The following is a 16924-nucleotide window of genomic DNA, read 5'->3' as shown; positions in this document are numbered from 1 at the left end:
CATAACATGACAAACAAACATAAAATACAGGCTTCTGTCTATCATTTATTCGTCTGTGTTCTTGGATTGATGATGATTTATCCGGTTCTCTGGATGGTCAGCGGTTCACTTAAAAATAATGCAGAGATCTTAAATGGAGGTATGAACTTAATTCCACCCCAATGGAGATTTTCAAATTTTTCTACTGGCTATCAGGGTTTTGGCGGCATTACCTTTCAAACCTTTTTTTCCAATTCATTTTTTGTTGCATCTGTCTCAACGCTTGCAACGGTTCTGTCTTCATCCTGTGTTGCCTATGCCTTTTCCAGGGTGAGTTTTAAAGGTCGAAACATCTGGTTTATGTCTATGATCTGCACCATGATGCTCCCATCCCAGATAATTCTGGTGCCCCAATATATTATTTATAACAAACTTGGTCTTGTAGGAACTTATCTCCCACTCATACTGCCCCATTTTTTCGGTCAGGCTTTTTTCATCTATCAGATGATGCAATTTGGTGCCGTAATTCCAAAAGACCTGGATGAAGCTGCAATTATAGATGGGTGCAGTAAATATTCAATATTTACCAGAATTTTTTTACCTCTTCTGAAACCATCCATCGTAACCACCGTCATCATTCAGTTTTACTGGAAATGGGATGATTTCATGTCTCCCATGATTTATTTAAGCAAACCCCGGATGTATACCGCATCTGTGGCAATAAAAAATTTTGCAGATTCCACCTCCACAACTGATTATGGAGCAATGTTTGCCATGTCCACACTTTCATTAATACCAGTGTTTTTGATCTTTTTATTTTTTAACCGTTATCTGGTAGAAGGGATCAGCGGAAGTGGGATCAAAGGTTAATATACATACAGAGAGGAAAAAACGTGAATATCCAAACCAGTGTATCATTTCAGACTTCTAACGAACTTTTGCAAAAACTAATGGATTCAGCACATAGGAAAACGTTAAACAACTTAAAAATGTTTGAGAACCGGCTCGTTCTGATAGAAGGAGGCGGATACGAAAAAATATGGCTGGAAACCCAGCCTATGGGCGGAGAAATGTATGCCAAACGCAACATGGAGGCCGGACTTAATAATCAACTCCTTTTTATGGAACATCAAAGAGCGGATGGCCGCATGCCTGGTAGCATTGCCTTAATTAACAACCGGATTACTCCCCAGTTTGATAAATTCCAAGGATTTTGCTTCCCATCTTCAGCCCTTAACATGTATTACTTAATGGGAAAAGATAAAGAATATCTAACGCTTCTTTACCTTACTCTGGAAAAATTTGATTCCTATTTATGGAAAACCAGAGATTCAGACGGTGATGGGTGTCTGGAAAGCTGGTGCAAGTATGATACAGGGGAGGATCATGCACTTCGATACCAGGATGCTCCCGACTCCTGGAGTAAAGAAACTCCTCCCACAAATTGCAAAGCAGTTCCCATGGCATCTCTGGATATTATGAGTTTTTCCTACTCTGCCAGAGAGACCCTGTCCGTTATCAGCTCTATACAAGGCAATGAAGACCGTAAAAACCAGTGGAAACAAAAGGCATTGGCCATCCAGAAAACCATAAAAGATTATCTCTGGATCGAATCAAAAAATGCCTGCTTTGACCGGGATAAAGACCATAAAACTATTAATGTTTTATTTCACAATAATTTAAGAGCAATGTACTGGAACAGTTTTACAAAGCCCATGGCAGAACGTTTTGTAAAAGAACACTTATTAAACCAAGAAGAATTCTGGACGTATATGCCCCTCCCCTCCGTTGCGGTAAATGATCCTCTTTTCCGTAACATAAAGACAAATAACTGGAGCGGACAATGTGAAGCCCTCACCTACCAGAGAGCCATACGGGCTCTTGAAAATTATGATTATGATGATCTGATTCCTAAACTGGGAAAAAAACTGTTTCATGCCATTGGAGATTCCTGCGTATTTGTGCAGCAATATGATCCTTTTACAGGCTCACCATCCTTGATATCTCTGGATGGTCTTCAGGATTCCTATGGCCCCGCCATGTTATCTGTTATGGAATACACCTCCCGTATGTTGGGAATCCATATAGAGCAGGATCACATTTATTGGGGAACATGCAAAGGATATGAAAGTGACTATGAACAGATCTGGGGAAATCATTCATTTAAAATTATAAATAATGAGAAAACAGCTCAGGCCTTTGTTGACGGAAAAAAAGTTTTTGAATCAGGAAAAGACTTAAAAATTATAACGGATCTTTCCGGCAATCTTCTTTATATTAAGCAATTTGCTGCTGACGCTGATATCAGCAGCATAAAAACATTCAAAATATCTCCTTAAAATAACAAAGTCTCCGGCATAATACAATTACCGGAGACTTTTATATTCATATAATATGAAGCATACGAACGTACTCTATTTAATTTCTCATAACCTTAAAAAGTGCCTGAGTGATGGCAACCGTTAAAATTCCTGCTACAATCGCCTCTGGAATCCCATTCATACAGATGATACCAATAATTACGGAATAGATTCCCTCCGTCAGCCCCTTAGCCGCCTGACCGTACTCTTTGCCAAAAAGAAAATAAATCAGATTCATTACCAGCAATGTGTTGGTTAATGATCCGGCAACGCCTGCCGCTGCAAGTGCCACAGTCGTCTTTATCTTACTTCCCTTAAAGGCTTTTAATACTCCCCTGAATACGTAATATGCCACGATTCCAATGAGAATTCTTGGCACCATACAGATAATCAGGCTTCCTAAATTGCCTCCGTACTCTCCCACTTTTACAAATGGTGAGAAAACAAACGAGGTTGGATTGGGCATGTTGGTGTTTTTCCACAGACTTGTCAGCCCAAAAATCATTCCCAGAAATCCGCCATATTTTGGTCCAAGTATAATGGCTCCAATAATGACCGGAACGTGAATGATGGTGGCGTTCATAAATCCCAACGGAATATATCCAAAGGGAGTAAACGCCATGATGATGATAAGGGCAACAAAGATAGCTGCCAGTACCATGTCGCGTGTTTTGTTTCCAGTATTCATATTTTTCCTCCTGTGCTACTGTTCTTTTATAAGATACAATGCATCTGGTTACAACTGCATTATACATAACTGAACTTTATCCGTCAATCCTGTCTATTAAATCGACATTTCTTTGTTAATTTACATAAAGTTATCAACATTATGGGGATAACTTGGGGATAACTCTCTGGATATTACCTTGATAACCTTTTTTTGTACACATGCCTGTCCTGAAGATTTTGATAAAATCAATATTTCCCGGATGTGAATAAATAGAGTTTTAAAATCAGGTTTTTTGTGGACAACTTTACCTCTGGATGCTTATCAACAATCCATACACAGCTAATTAACAGCCCTTTCACACACTTATCCACAATTTTTTACTATTATCATTGAAAATTATTACAAAATAGTATAGAATGAACAGTAGATTGGGCTAATGCGCATATTTGCATTTTAATAGATGTAGGAGACATACAATGTTAGAAAAGTTAAAAGAAAAATGGGACGAAATCTTATTGAATTTAAAAGAAGAGCACGAAATTACCGATGTATCTTTCAAAACCTGGCTTCTCCCGCTTAAAGTTCATGCCGTTGACGGAGAAAAGGTAATCGTCACGGTACCGGATGTAGAATTTTTAGGATACATCCGCAAAAAATACGGGTTTCTTCTAAAAATCACCATAGAAGAAGTGACTGGCTTTGAATGCAGCGTTGATTTTGTTGTGGAAAATCAGATTCAAAAAGAAGCAGCTCCCGCTCCTGCAGGAAATACACTGATAACCAATACGGTAAATTCGGTCAGTCAGTCCGCAATCATAACCGCTAATTTAAATCCGAAGTACATCTTTGATACCTTTGTAGTAGGTGCCAATAATAATCTGGCACACGCGGCATCCCTGGCTGTTGCAGAATCTCCCGGCGAAATTTACAACCCTCTTTTCATCTATGGAGGCGTGGGACTGGGGAAAACTCACTTAATGCATTCCATCGGTCATTTCATATTAAAGAATAATCCGAAAGCAAAGGTTCTCTACGTGACCAGTGAGAAGTTCACCAACGAGCTGATCGATGCGATCCGAAACAAGAACAACTTCTCTCCTACTGAATTCAGGGAAAAGTACAGAAATAACGATGTTCTTTTAATCGATGATATCCAGTTTATCATTGGTAAAGAAAGTACACAGGAAGAATTCTTCCATACATTTAACGCATTATATGAAGCGAAAAAGCAGATTATTATTTCATCTGATAAACCGCCAAAAGAAATCGAGACATTGGAAGAACGTCTCCGATCCCGTTTCGAGTGGGGTTTAACAGTGGACATACAGTCTCCCGATTACGAAACCAGAATGGCCATCCTTCGCAAAAAAGAAGAAATGGAAGGCTACAATATCGACAACGAAGTTATTAAATACATAGCTACCAACATCAAATCCAACATCCGGGAGCTGGAAGGCGCCCTGACAAAAATCGTTGCACTCTCACGCCTTGATAATAAGGAAATCACCGTTGAGCTGGCTGAAGAAGCCTTAAAAGATATTATATCACCCAATGATAAACGGGAAGTAACCCCAGAACTGGTGATTCAGGTAGTTGCTGATCATTATGGTCTGACACCTCTTGACATCTGTTCTCAAAAGCGTAACAAGGAAATCGTATATCCACGCCAGATTGTGATGTACCTTTGCCGTGATATGGTTGGAACTCCACTGCAGATGATTGGAAAATTCCTTGGCGGAAGAGATCATACCACCATTATTCATGGTATTGAGAAGATCTCAGCAGAGACTAATAAAAACGAAACCTTAAGCAATACTATCGAGATCTTAAAAAAGAAGATTAATCCACAATAGGATGTGAATCACATGTTAATTTCATGTGGATAATCAGGTGTCTCAGAAGGGGTCTCATTGTTCTGTGGATAACCTTCCATTTTTCCTCGAGTTTTGTGGACGTTATTCACATTGTTATGAACAGGACAACTTTAGGCTTTATAACGGTTATCAGGGCTTTTACACAAACCCACAGCCCCTACTACTAATACGACGAAATTAATCTATATTATTTATCTATTTATTGTTATTTTGAGAGCAAAGGAGTTATCAACAATTATGAAACTGACATTTAAGCAGGATGCCATTTTAAATGGTATTAATATTGTATTAAAAGCAGTTCCCAGCAAAACAACCATGTCCATCCTGGAGTGCATCTTTATCGATGCCAGTGGCTCTGAAATTAAACTCACTGCCAATGATATGGAGCTTGGTATTGAAACAAAGGTGGAAGGAACCATCCTGGAGCGGGGAAAGATTGCCTTAGAAGCCAAACTACTTTCAGAAATTGTAAGAAAGCTGTCCTCTTCCGGTGATTCCATGGTGACAATTGAAAGTGATGAAAAATTTACAACAACAATTTCCTGTGACAACTCTATTTTCCATATACAGGGACGGGATGGGGAAGAATTTGCATACTTACCTTATATTGAGCGTGATCACTATATCTGCTTATCCCAGTTTTCCTTAAAAGAAGTCATCAGGCAGACCATTTTTTCCATCGCACCTAATGACAGCAATAAGATGATGACAGGAGAACTTTTTCAGGTTACAGGAAACCAGTTAAAAGTGGTTTCTCTGGATGGTCACAGAATTTCCATCCGAAATATTGAATTAAAAGATACCTATCGTGATATAAAAGTCATTGTTCCTGGCAAGACTCTAAATGAAATCAGCAAGATACTTGGCGGTGATAACGAAAAAGAGGTTCTTATTTTCTTCAGCACAAACCACATCCTCTTTGAATTTGATCATACAATCGTTGTATCACGTCTGATTGAAGGAGATTATTTCCGTATTGACCAGATGCTCTCCAGTGATTACGAAACAAAAGTCAGTGTAAACAAAAAAGAGCTTTTAGACTGTCTTGACCGGGCAACCATCCTGGTAAGAGAAAATGACAAAAAACCTCTGATCATCAATATTGAAGATCAGGAGATGGAACTTCGTATGAATTCCAGTTTTGGATCTATGAATGCCCAGGTTCCAACCCATAAAACCGGAAGTGACATTATGATTGGATTTAATCCCAAATTCCTCATTGATGCATTAAGGATTATTGATGACGAAGAAGTGACAATTTATATGTTAAACCCCAAATCCCCCTGCTTTATCCGGGATGAGGAAGGAAAATACATTTATTTGATTCTTCCTGTAAACTTTAACGCGGCATCTGTTTAAACTAACTGCAGGAGCGTCCTGTGGACATACCTTTATGTCCAGAAGGCGTGGACAAGAAAGAGGAAACTATGGAGACAATAAAATTAAGGGATGAGTATATTAAGTTAGGCCAGGCTTTAAAAGCTGCCGGCCTGGTAGGATCCGGTGTTGATGCCAAGTTTGTTATCGAGGATGGTCTTGTTTCCGTAAATGGTCAGCCTGAGTATCAAAGAGGGAAGAAATTAAGAAGCGGAGATATGGTTACATTCGATGGTAAGAGCATTAAAATTGAGTGATAAGAAACAGCCATACCTTCATGTCCAGAAAGCATGGACAATAGAGAGGAACGCCCTGTGGGCATACCTTCATGTCCAGAAAGCATGGACAATAGAGAGGAAATCACAACATCCATGATCATTGAATCGATAGAGCTTAAGAATTATCGCAACTATGATGAATTACATATGGATTTTAGTCAGGGAACCAATATACTCTATGGGGACAATGCCCAGGGGAAAACTAATGTCTTAGAAGCAATCTATGTCTGTGCTACGACAAAATCCCACAGAGGCAGCAAGGACAAGGAAATCATACAGTTTGACAGGGATGAGTCGCATATCAAGCTAAACGTCAGAAAGAATGACATTCCATACCGGATTGACATGCATTTGAAAAAAAATAAAGCCAAAGGCGTAGCGGTAAATGGTGTGCCCATCCGCAAAGCCAGCGAATTATTTGGAATTGTCAACGTTGTATTTTTTTCACCGGAAGACTTAAATCTCATAAAAAACGGGCCGGCAGAAAGACGTCGGTTCGTTGACATGGAATTATGTCAACTTAATAAGTTGTATGTACACTCATTAGTCCAGTATAACCGAATTGTAACACAACGTAATAAATTATTAAAAGATCTTGCATTTCGACCGGACTATGGGGAAACACTGGATATCTGGGATATGCAGCTGGTGCAGTATGGGAAAGAAATCATTCTGTACAGAAAAGAGTTTGTAGAGAGACTTGGAATGATTATTGAACCCATCCACCGTAATTTATCCGGGGATAAAGAATCCTTGCGTATTCTTTATGAACCGGATGTGGAGGCAGATTCTTTTGAAGAAACTTTAAGACGAAGCAGAAGTCAGGATCTGAAGCAGAGAACCACTTTGACAGGCCCCCATCGGGACGATTTAAGTTTCATGGTGAATGGCATTGATATCAGGCGGTTTGGTTCTCAGGGGCAACAACGGACTGCAGCTTTATCTTTAAAACTGGCAGAAATAGAACTGGTAGAAAACATTGTGCATGATTACCCCATTCTTTTGCTGGATGATGTACTGTCTGAACTGGATAACAGCAGGCAGAATCAATTACTGGCAGGAATTAATCATATACAGACTGTAATTACCTGTACGGGACTGGAGGATTTTGTAAATGACCGGTTCCATATTGATAAAATATTTAAGGTAATAAACGGTACCGTAGACAATGAAAATTAACGATTCAGGAGGAAGCGTACGAATATGAGTCAAGAATATGGTGCAGATCAAATCCAGATATTAGAGGGGCTTGAGGCAGTAAGAAAGAGACCCGGTATGTATATCGGCAGTACATCCATCAGAGGACTTCATCATCTGGTATACGAAATCGTGGATAATGCGGTGGATGAAGCTCTTGCAGGATACTGTGACAGCATAGAAGTAGTCATTCATAGTGACAACTCCATAACGGTAGTGGATGATGGGCGCGGAATCCCCGTAGGTATTCAAAAGAAAGCAGGAATTCCTGCAGTTGAGGTAGCATTTACCATCCTCCATGCAGGTGGAAAATTCGGCGGAGGAGGATACAAGGTATCCGGCGGACTTCATGGAGTTGGAGCATCGGTTGTAAATGCTCTTTCCCAGTGGCTGGAAGTAGAGATCCGTACAGAAGGAAAGATCTATAAGCAGCGTTATGAGAAGGGTAAAACCATGTACCCTTTAAAAACAATCGGTGATTGTGATCCGGAAGATCATGGAACCACGGTTACATTTCTTCCTGATAAGGACATTTTTGAGGAAACAATCTTTGATTATGATACACTGAAAATACGTTTAAGAGAAACTGCCTTCCTTACCAAGAATTTAAGGATCGTTCTTCGTGATGAGAGGGAGGATTCCCATGAGCATGTATTCCACTATGAAGGCGGAATTAAAGAATTTGTCACCTATTTAAACAAAGGGAAAACTCCGCTTTATGATCAGGTATTTTACTGTGAAGGAACAAAAGACGGTGTATATGTGGAAGTGGCTTTGCAGCACAATGATTCCTATACAGAAAATATTTACAGCTTTGTAAATAACATCAATACGCCGGAAGGCGGAACCCATCTGATCGGATTTAAGAATGCACTGACAACCACGTTAAACGATTATGCAAGAAAAAATAAGCTGTTAAGGGAAAGCGAAACCAATTTGACCGGTGAAGATATCCGGGAAGGTATGACAGCCATTATCAGTGTAAAGATTGAAGAACCGCAGTTTGAAGGACAGACCAAGCAGAAACTGGGGAACAGTGAGGCAAGAGGTGCGGTAGACGGTCTTCTCAGAGAACAGCTTACCTATTACCTGGAGCAGAATCCTGGAATCTCAAAAACCATCTGTGATAAATCCATTCTGGCTCAGAGAGCAAGAGCGGCTGCAAGAAAGGCAAGAGATTTAACCAGAAGAAAAACGGCTCTTGAAGGAATGGCACTTCCTGGAAAACTTGCGGATTGTTCTGATAAGAATCCGGAAAACTGTGAGATTTATATCGTAGAGGGAGACAGTGCCGGCGGTTCTGCAAAGACAGCCCGCTCCAGAAATACCCAGGCAATTCTTCCTTTGCGCGGTAAGATATTAAACGTGGAAAAAGCTAGACTTGATAAAATATATGCCAACGCGGAAATCAGAGCCATGATTACAGCGTTCGGAACCGGCATTCATGATGATTTCGATTTATCCAAGTTAAGATACCATAAAATCATTATTATGACCGATGCCGATGTTGATGGTGCCCATATCAGCACCCTGCTTTTAACATTCTTATACCGGTTTATGCCGGGACTGATCAAAAATGGTTATGTATATCTGGCACAGCCGCCATTATATAAAATTGAGAAAAATAAAAGAGTATGGTATGCTTACAGCGATGAAGAACTTAATTCCATCTTAAAAGAGGTTGGACGAGATAACAATAATAAGATCCAGCGCTACAAAGGTCTGGGAGAGATGGATGCGGAACAGCTTTGGGAGACTACTATGGATCCTGAAAGAAGAGTTCTTTTAAGAATTAACATGGACGAAGATTCCCAGTCGGAAATGGATTTGACATTTTCAACCCTGATGGGTGACCAGGTAGAACCAAGACGTGAATTTATCGATGCGAATGCCAAATACGTACAGAATCTTGATATTTAATTGGAGGAAATAAAATGGAACCAAATATCTTTGATAAAGTTCATGACGTGGACTTAAAAAAGACCATGGAAAAATCGTATATCGATTATGCCATGAGCGTCATTGCTTCCAGGGCACTGCCGGATGTCCGAGACGGATTAAAACCGGTTCAGAGAAGAGTCCTGTATTCCATGATAGAGCTCAACAACGGTCCGGATAAGCCACATCGTAAATGTGCCCGTATCGTTGGTGATACCATGGGTAAGTATCACCCTCATGGTGACAGCTCTATTTACGGAGCCCTGGTAAATTTAGCACAGGAATGGTCCACCAGATATCCTCTGGTAGACGGGCACGGAAACTTCGGTTCTGTGGATGGAGACGGCGCAGCTGCCATGAGGTATACAGAAGCCCGTTTAAGCAAGATCTCCATGGAAATGCTTGCAGATATTAATAAAGATACCGTTGATTTCAGTCCGAACTTTGATGAGACAGAGAGGGAGCCCGATGTGCTTCCAGCCCGTTATCCCAATCTTCTGGTTAATGGTACGTCTGGCATTGCAGTAGGTATGGCAACAAATATTCCTCCTCATAACTTAAGAGAAGTCATTGGAGCCGTTCTGAAGATCATAGATAATCAGGTTGATGAAGATAGAGAAACTACCATGGAAGAAATTCTGGAAATTATAAAAGGACCAGATTTTCCTACAGGTGCAACCATACTGGGAAAACGTGGCATAGAAGAAGCTTACCGTACAGGAAGAGGCAAGATCCGTGTAAGAGCAGTCAGTGATATTGAGGCCATGCCTAATGGAAAGAGCCGTATTATAGTTACGGAGCTTCCTTACATGGTTAATAAAGCCCGCCTGATTGAAAAAATTGCAGAACTGGTAAAAGATAAAAAAATCGACGGTATTACGGACCTGCGGGATGAATCAGACCGTACCGGTATGAGAATCTGTATTGAACTTCGCCGCGATGCCAATGCCAACGTAATTTTAAACCAACTGCTTAAACATACCCAGCTCCAGGATACTTTTGGTGTTATTATGATAGCACTTGTTAAGAATCAGTCTGGCGTTCTGGAACCCAAAGTGTTAAATCTGCTCCAGATGTTAAACTATTACCTGGAGCACCAGAAAGAGGTTGTAACCAGAAGAACCCGTTACGATTTGAACAAGGCAGAGGAACGGGCTCATATCTTGGAAGGATTGCTCATTGCTCTGGATAATATTGATGAAGTGATTCACATTATCAGAGCATCCCAAAATGTTCAGATTGCAAAAGCAGAACTTATGAGCCGGTTCGGTTTAAGTGATCCTCAATCCCAGGCGATCGTTGATATGCGTTTAAGAGCTCTTACCGGTCTGGAAAGAGAGAAGCTGGAAAACGAATACAAAGAACTGGAAATCAGAATTGCAGAATTAAAGGCCATTCTTGCAGATGAAAAGAAGCTTCTTGGAGTAATCAAAGAGGAAATCAGTATCATTTCTGCAAAATTTGGAGATGATAGAAGAACTTCCATTGGATTTGATGAGTTTGATATGTCAATGGAAGACTTAATTCCTGATGAAAGTACTATCGTTGCCATGACAAAGCTTGGTTATATCAAGAGAATGTCCGTGGACAATTTCAAGAACCAGAATCGTGGTGGTAGAGGAATCAAGGGAATGCAGACCATTGATCAGGACTATATTGAAGATCTGATGATGACTACGACCCACCACTATCTCATGTTCTTCACCAATACAGGACGTGTTTACCGGTTAAAGACTTATATGATACCGGAAGGAAGCCGGACCTCCAGGGGTACTGCGATTGTAAATCTTCTGCAGATGCTTCCAGGTGAAAACATTACAGCCATTATTCCAATGAAAGAATATGATGATGACAAGTTCTTATTTATGGCAACCAAAAACGGTATGGTTAAGAAAACACCGATGATGGAATATGCCAATGTGAGAAAGAACGGTCTTCAGGCAATTGTTCTGCGTGAAAGTGATGAACTGATTGAAGTAAAAGCTACCGATGACACCAATGATATATTCCTGGTGACAAAGAAAGGACAGTGTATCCGTTTCCATGAAAAGGACGTACGTGTTACAGGCCGTGTCTCCATCGGTGTAATTGGTATGAAGTTAAATGAGGATGATCAGGTAGTAGGAATGCAGATGGATTCTCAGGGACCCAAGCTTTTGATCGTTTCTGAAAACGGAATGGGTAAAAGAACTCCTATTGAAGAATTCACACCTCAAAGAAGAGGCGGTAAAGGTGTTCTGTGTTATAAGATCACAGAAAAAACCGGTGATATAGTAGGAGCCAAGCTGGTTCAGGATGATCATGATCTTCTTCTTATCACAACAGAAGGAATTATAATCAGAATTTCCGTTAATGATATCTCCGTTATTGGAAGAAATACTTCTGGTGTAAAATTAATGAACATTGATCAGGATTCCGATATCATGGTTGCAAGTATTGCTAAAGTTCGGGATGATGGAAGCAAATCTGAAGGAGAAGGTTTGGATGAACTGGATCTTGAGGATGTAGAAGAACCTGTTCAAACGGAAGATGCTCCGGAGACGGAAGATATAACAGAGACCGAAGAATAAATCTTAACACAAACGATATAGCAAAATATTGTTCTTTATTTTATAATACCAATCAACAATAAAGGACAGTGAAAAGGCTCAGGCTGCAGCAATTTTTATTTTACTGCTTCCTGAGACTTTTTCTTTGATCCATATTAAAGGAGGAAATTAAGCTTGGAAACTGACCCAGGCGCGGCGCAGATATCCGCACAGATTTTATTGCTTATAGCCCTTACCATAATGAACGCATTTTTTTCAGGGGCAGAAATGGCTGTTGTATCAGTTAATAAAAACAGGATCCGCATGTTAGCAGACAGCGGAAACAAAAAGGCAATTTTGATTCAAAAGCTTTCAGAAGACTCTACGGGGTTTTTATCAACCATCCAGGTAGCAATTACATTTGCAGGATTCTTTTCAAGTGCTTCAGCGGCAACTGGAATTTCTCAGGTTCTGGGAGCGAAGCTTTACTTACTTGGAGTTCCTTATAGTAAAAGTTTAGCTATGGTGGTAGTAACCATCCTTCTCTCTTATTTTAATCTGGTCTTTGGTGAATTGGTTCCCAAGCGGATTGCTTTGCAAAAGGCGGAAAAATTCAGTCTGTTTGCAGTCAGTTCCATTTATGCGATTTCAAAAGTGCTGGGTCCATTTATCAAACTTCTATCTGTGTCCACAAACGGTGTATTAAAGTTACTTGGTATGAAGACGGAAAATCTGGAAGAAGAGGTTTCCGAGGAAGAAATAAGAACCATGCTGCAGACCGGTAGGGAAAGTGGCGTATTTAATAAAATAGAGGAGGAAATGATCAAGTCTATTTTCCTCTTTGATGATAAAAGAGCAAGAGAGATAATGACTCCAAGACAGGACATGGTAACCATCGATATTGAGCAGCCTGTAGAACAGGTCCTGAGTGATATTCTAAATACGAGACATTCCAGAATTCCTGTTTATGAGGGTGATATAGATAATATAATCGGAATATTATCCATGAAGGATTTTTCAATCGAAATGAGCAAGATGGAACCTGATGCCATTGATATTAGAGCGATCCTTCAAAAACCATATTATATACCGGAAAATAAAAAAACGGATAATCTGTTTTTAGAGATGCAGAAAAATAAGCTGAAGATGGCAATTTTAATTGATGAATACGGAGGGGTTTCCGGACTGATCACTCTGGAAGATCTGATTGAAGAGATTGTGGGAGATATTCATGATGAATATGAAGAATCTGAGCCGTTGCTTACAGAACTGGAACCTTTTGTGTTTCGGGCTTCAGGAGGAATTTCTCTCTACGATCTTGATGAGGTTCTTCATGAAAAAATAGACAGTTCCTGTGATACATTGTCCGGATATTTAATTGAAGTGCTTGGCTTTATTCCAATGAAATCCCAGATTCCCATGGAGCTTGAGGATGATGCAAATCACTATTCCATTCTGGAAGTAGAAGACAGGGTAATAAAAAAAGTAATAATCCGTATAAAAGATAAGAATGAATAGGTCTTTATTTCCCCTTCATGCCCTTGACATTCAGCATACAAATTGGTAAGATACAAACTGAAACAACAATTATTACAGATGATGATGCAAGATTTAGCAGAATGGGGGATTAGCATGACAAGTGAATTTGCAGTTGCCGTTCACGGACTGGTATATCTGGATCAAAGAAAGATTACTACATCCAGCGAAGAATTGGCTTCCAATGTCTGCACCAATCCTGCCCGCGTTAGAAAAGTTATGGCGAAGTTAAAAAAGGCAGGTATTATTGCGACAAAAGAAGGTCTGGAGGGAGGCTATCATCTGATTGGTGATCCGGACACAATAAGTCTGAAACAAATAAGCGATGCACTTGATGTGGCATTTGTATCATCTTCCTGGAAATCAGGAGATGAAAACAATCCCTGCATGGTTGCTTCCGGCATGGCGGGAGTGATGGATGAAATTTACGGTGAACTGAATGAATTATGCAGAGAGAGAATGGAGCAGATAACGATAAAGGATATTCGTGAAAAATTAATTCTAAGCCGGCTTATTATATAGTGAAAGAAAGTTAGTGGGAGTGGTGAATGCCATTCCCCTTTTTTTATCTTGATTTCATCATTTGATTCGTATATGATTAAGTAAGGAAAGGTAGTAACCGTTTATCTGGAGGAGATCATGATCAGAACCATAAGAGCAGAAGAAATAACAGAGAATATTAAGGAAATGTGTATAGAAGCGAATCATATCCTGTCAAAGGACATGGAAGAAGTATTTTTACGATCAGCAGAAAATGAAAAATCGGCATTGGGAAAACAAATTCTTTGTCAGCTGAAGGAGAACTTAGACATAGCCAGAGAAGATTTGATTCCCATTTGTCAGGATACGGGAATGGCGGTCATATTTTTAAAAATAGGACAGGATGTACATATAGAAGGAGCCGGATTGTCTGATGCAGTGAATCAGGGAGTGAGGGAAGGCTATACGGAAGGATATTTAAGAAAATCCGTAGTTGAACCAATTGAACGAATTAATACAAAAGATAATACGCCTGCAATCATCCATTATGAGATTGTGCCGGGAGATCAGATTGATATAACTGTAGCACCAAAAGGATTTGGAAGCGAAAATATGAGCCGCATATTTATGTTAAAGCCTGCAGACGGACTGGATGGGGTAAAAGAATCTATTTTAACCGCTGTAAAGGATGCAGGCCCCAATGCATGTCCGCCCATGGTTGTAGGCGTTGGTATTGGAGGTACGTTTGAAAAATGTGCCCAGATGGCAAAGCATGCACTTACCAGAGACTTAAATGAAGAACCATCCATTCCATATGTAAGAGAACTGGAAAAAGAGATGCTTGATAAAGTTAATAAACTGGGAATCGGACCGGGAGGATTAGGAGGAACCGTTACTGCACTAGCAGTCAATATTGAAACCTATCCTACTCACATAGCTGGTCTTCCAGTTGCAGTTAACATTTGTTGCCATGTAAACCGGCATGCTCACCGAATCATATAGGATCATATAAGGGAGAAAACCATGGAATATCATATAAATGCACCAGTCAGTAAGGAAGACGCACAGAAATTAGAAGCAGGGGATTACGTTTATCTTACTGGTACCATCTATACAGCCAGAGATGCTGCACATAAAAGAATGAAGGAAACCCTTGATAAGAAAGAAAATCTTCCTTTCAATATAAAGGGAAATGTAATTTACTATATGGGACCATCTCCGGCAAGAGAGGGGCGCCCCATCGGTTCAGCAGGTCCTACAACAGCCAGCAGGATGGATCGATACACTCCTCAGCTACTGGATCTGGGACTTGGAGCCATGATCGGAAAAGGAAAAAGGAGTAAAGAAGTAATTGATGCAATTATAAAAAACCAGTCTGTTTATTTTGCTGCAATAGGGGGGGCAGGTGCTCTTCTTTCCAAATGTATTGTTTCATCCAATGTAATTGCTTATGAAGATCTGGGAACAGAGGCAATCAGATGTCTGGAAATTAAAGATTTCCCCGTAATCGTAGTAATTGACAGCGAAGGCAATAATCTATATGAAACTGCACTTACCCAATACAGAGAGGAATAGACCAGTCCATGAACCGAATTTTCTATATGGTAGTAAGAAATTTTTTACGTGTGCCCTTATGGTTTTATAAGATAAGGAAGATGGGGATTAAGGAAGAATATTACCCTCACAAAGAACGTTATGAATATATTCGTAATGTAGTGAAGAAAGTGAATAAATCAGGACGTGTGGAAGTCATCGTCCACGGTGTTGAGAACATACCATCTGAGAACGGTTTTATACTCTTTCCAAATCATCAGGGATTATTTGATATGCTGGCAATCATGGAAGCTTGTCCGAAACCATTAAGCGTGGTAGTTAAAAAAGAGGCAGCCAATCTGATTTTGGTTAAGGAAGTGGTGAAAGCTCTGGATGGTTTCTATATAGACCGCCAGGATATTAAAGCTTCCTTAGAGATTATATCCAGTATGACAGCAGGTGTAAAAGAGAATAAGAACTATGTAATCTTTCCAGAGGGGACCCGCAGCAGGGAAGGGAACCGATTACTGCCATTTAAAGGAGGTACTTTTAAAAGTGCGGTAAATGCCCGCTGTCCGATTGTGCCCGTTGCATTAATTGACAGCTTTAAACCCTTTGATGAGAATTCCTCCAGAAAACAGAAGGTGGAAGTCTGCTTTCTAAAACCCTTGTATTACGAGGATTATCAGAAGTTAAAGACCACTCAGATTGCAGAATTGGTGCATGATAAAATACAGGAAGAAATAAATCAAAAAATGGGTTGACAAGTCGAATTATATTTTGTATAATTGTCAATGCGTCTGGAAAAGATATACTTGATAGACGAATCATATGGAGATTAAGAACTACGGAGAAATACTCAAGAGGCCGAAGAGGCGCCCCTGCTAAGGGTGTAGGTCGGGTGACCGGCGCGAGGGTTCAAATCCCTCTTTCTCCGCTCAAATCCAAATGATTATTTTTTTCTCTTGGACAGTGAAAAAAGTGGTTGACAGATAAAAGAAACCATGGTACTATATACCAGCTGTCGAAAAACAGTGAAAGAAATCAAAAAAAGAAAATAAAAAAAGTTGTTGACAAGACAGAGATGACATGATATACTAAACGGGTTGCTGTTGAGAAAGATAACAACAAAAAGCACTTTGAAAACAGAAGATTGAACAGTATGTAAAACCCT

General features: G+C 39.9%; 14 protein-coding genes and 1 tRNA gene. 14 read left to right on the top strand and 1 reads right to left on the bottom strand.

Going from position 1 to position 16924, the window contains the following annotated elements; all coding sequences use genetic code 11:
• Positions 1 to 6: 6 nt before the first annotated feature.
• Both ABS301_RS11105 and ABS301_RS11100 read left to right on the top strand, forming a co-directional pair.
• Entirely contained in the window at positions 7 to 849 is an 843-nt protein-coding gene (locus tag ABS301_RS11105) for a carbohydrate ABC transporter permease (RefSeq protein ID WP_349672295.1), read from the top strand.
• 23 nt (positions 850 to 872) lie between these two features.
• Positions 873 to 2318 carry an MGH1-like glycoside hydrolase domain-containing protein gene (locus ABS301_RS11100; protein WP_349672294.1) on the top strand — a complete coding sequence of 482 codons (1446 nt, stop codon included), beginning with the start codon at positions 873 to 875 and terminating at the stop codon, positions 2316 to 2318.
• A gap of 79 nt (positions 2319 to 2397) precedes the next feature.
• On the opposite strand, the gene ABS301_RS11095 is transcribed toward ABS301_RS11100, so the two are convergent.
• Positions 2398 to 3027, bottom strand: a complete 630-nt coding sequence (locus ABS301_RS11095; protein ID WP_349672293.1) for an ECF transporter S component — start codon at positions 3025 to 3027, stop codon at positions 2398 to 2400.
• Between the two features lie 458 nt (positions 3028 to 3485).
• On the opposite strand from ABS301_RS11095, the gene dnaA reads away from it, so the two are divergent.
• The 12 genes from dnaA to ABS301_RS11035 all read left to right on the top strand — a co-directional run bounded on the left by dnaA (position 3486) and on the right by ABS301_RS11035 (position 16687).
• Positions 3486 to 4862, top strand: a complete 1377-nt coding sequence (gene dnaA, locus ABS301_RS11090; RefSeq protein WP_349672292.1) for a chromosomal replication initiator protein DnaA — start codon at positions 3486 to 3488, stop codon at positions 4860 to 4862.
• 258 nt (positions 4863 to 5120) lie between these two features.
• Complete coding sequence (gene dnaN, locus ABS301_RS11085) at positions 5121 to 6242, top strand: DNA polymerase III subunit beta (RefSeq protein ID WP_104439515.1); 1122 nt, start codon at positions 5121 to 5123, stop codon at positions 6240 to 6242.
• A gap of 68 nt (positions 6243 to 6310) precedes the next feature.
• Positions 6311 to 6517, top strand: a complete 207-nt coding sequence (locus ABS301_RS11080; RefSeq protein WP_104439514.1) for an RNA-binding S4 domain-containing protein — start codon at positions 6311 to 6313, stop codon at positions 6515 to 6517.
• A gap of 114 nt (positions 6518 to 6631) precedes the next feature.
• Positions 6632 to 7717: a DNA replication/repair protein RecF gene (gene recF, locus ABS301_RS11075; RefSeq protein ID WP_349672551.1), complete on the top strand. Its 1086-nt coding sequence runs from the start codon at positions 6632 to 6634 to the stop codon at positions 7715 to 7717.
• A 24-nt stretch (positions 7718 to 7741) separates the two neighbouring features.
• The gene (gyrB, locus tag ABS301_RS11070) at positions 7742 to 9655 is read left to right on the top strand and encodes a DNA topoisomerase (ATP-hydrolyzing) subunit B (RefSeq protein WP_349672291.1); all 1914 of its coding nucleotides are present in this window, start codon (positions 7742 to 7744) and stop codon (positions 9653 to 9655) included.
• Between the two features lie 14 nt (positions 9656 to 9669).
• A complete protein-coding gene (gyrA, locus tag ABS301_RS11065; protein ID WP_349672290.1) occupies positions 9670 to 12243 on the top strand; it encodes a DNA gyrase subunit A in 2574 nt (857 codons plus the stop codon).
• A 153-nt stretch (positions 12244 to 12396) separates the two neighbouring features.
• A complete protein-coding gene (locus ABS301_RS11060; protein WP_349672289.1) occupies positions 12397 to 13719 on the top strand; it encodes a hemolysin family protein in 1323 nt (440 codons plus the stop codon).
• A gap of 114 nt (positions 13720 to 13833) precedes the next feature.
• The gene (locus ABS301_RS11055; RefSeq protein WP_349672288.1) at positions 13834 to 14259 is read left to right on the top strand and encodes an RrF2 family transcriptional regulator; all 426 of its coding nucleotides are present in this window, start codon (positions 13834 to 13836) and stop codon (positions 14257 to 14259) included.
• Between the two features lie 117 nt (positions 14260 to 14376).
• A complete protein-coding gene (locus ABS301_RS11050; protein WP_349672287.1) occupies positions 14377 to 15219 on the top strand; it encodes a fumarate hydratase in 843 nt (280 codons plus the stop codon).
• 21 nt (positions 15220 to 15240) lie between these two features.
• Positions 15241 to 15792 (top strand): Fe-S-containing hydro-lyase, encoded by a 552-nt coding sequence (locus ABS301_RS11045; RefSeq protein ID WP_349672286.1) that lies wholly within the window; start codon positions 15241 to 15243, stop codon positions 15790 to 15792.
• 8 nt (positions 15793 to 15800) lie between these two features.
• A complete protein-coding gene (locus ABS301_RS11040; protein ID WP_349672285.1) occupies positions 15801 to 16514 on the top strand; it encodes a lysophospholipid acyltransferase family protein in 714 nt (237 codons plus the stop codon).
• 85 nt (positions 16515 to 16599) lie between these two features.
• Positions 16600 to 16687 (top strand) — tRNA-Ser (locus tag ABS301_RS11035).
• Positions 16688 to 16924 lie beyond the last annotated feature (237 nt).

This window comes from Lacrimispora sp., assembly GCF_031982545.1.
In the GTDB taxonomy this organism is placed as follows: Bacteria; Bacillota; Clostridia; order Lachnospirales; family Lachnospiraceae; genus Lacrimispora.
The sequence above is the reverse complement of the archived record's forward strand: the minus strand, read 5'-3'. Positions and strand labels throughout refer to the sequence as shown.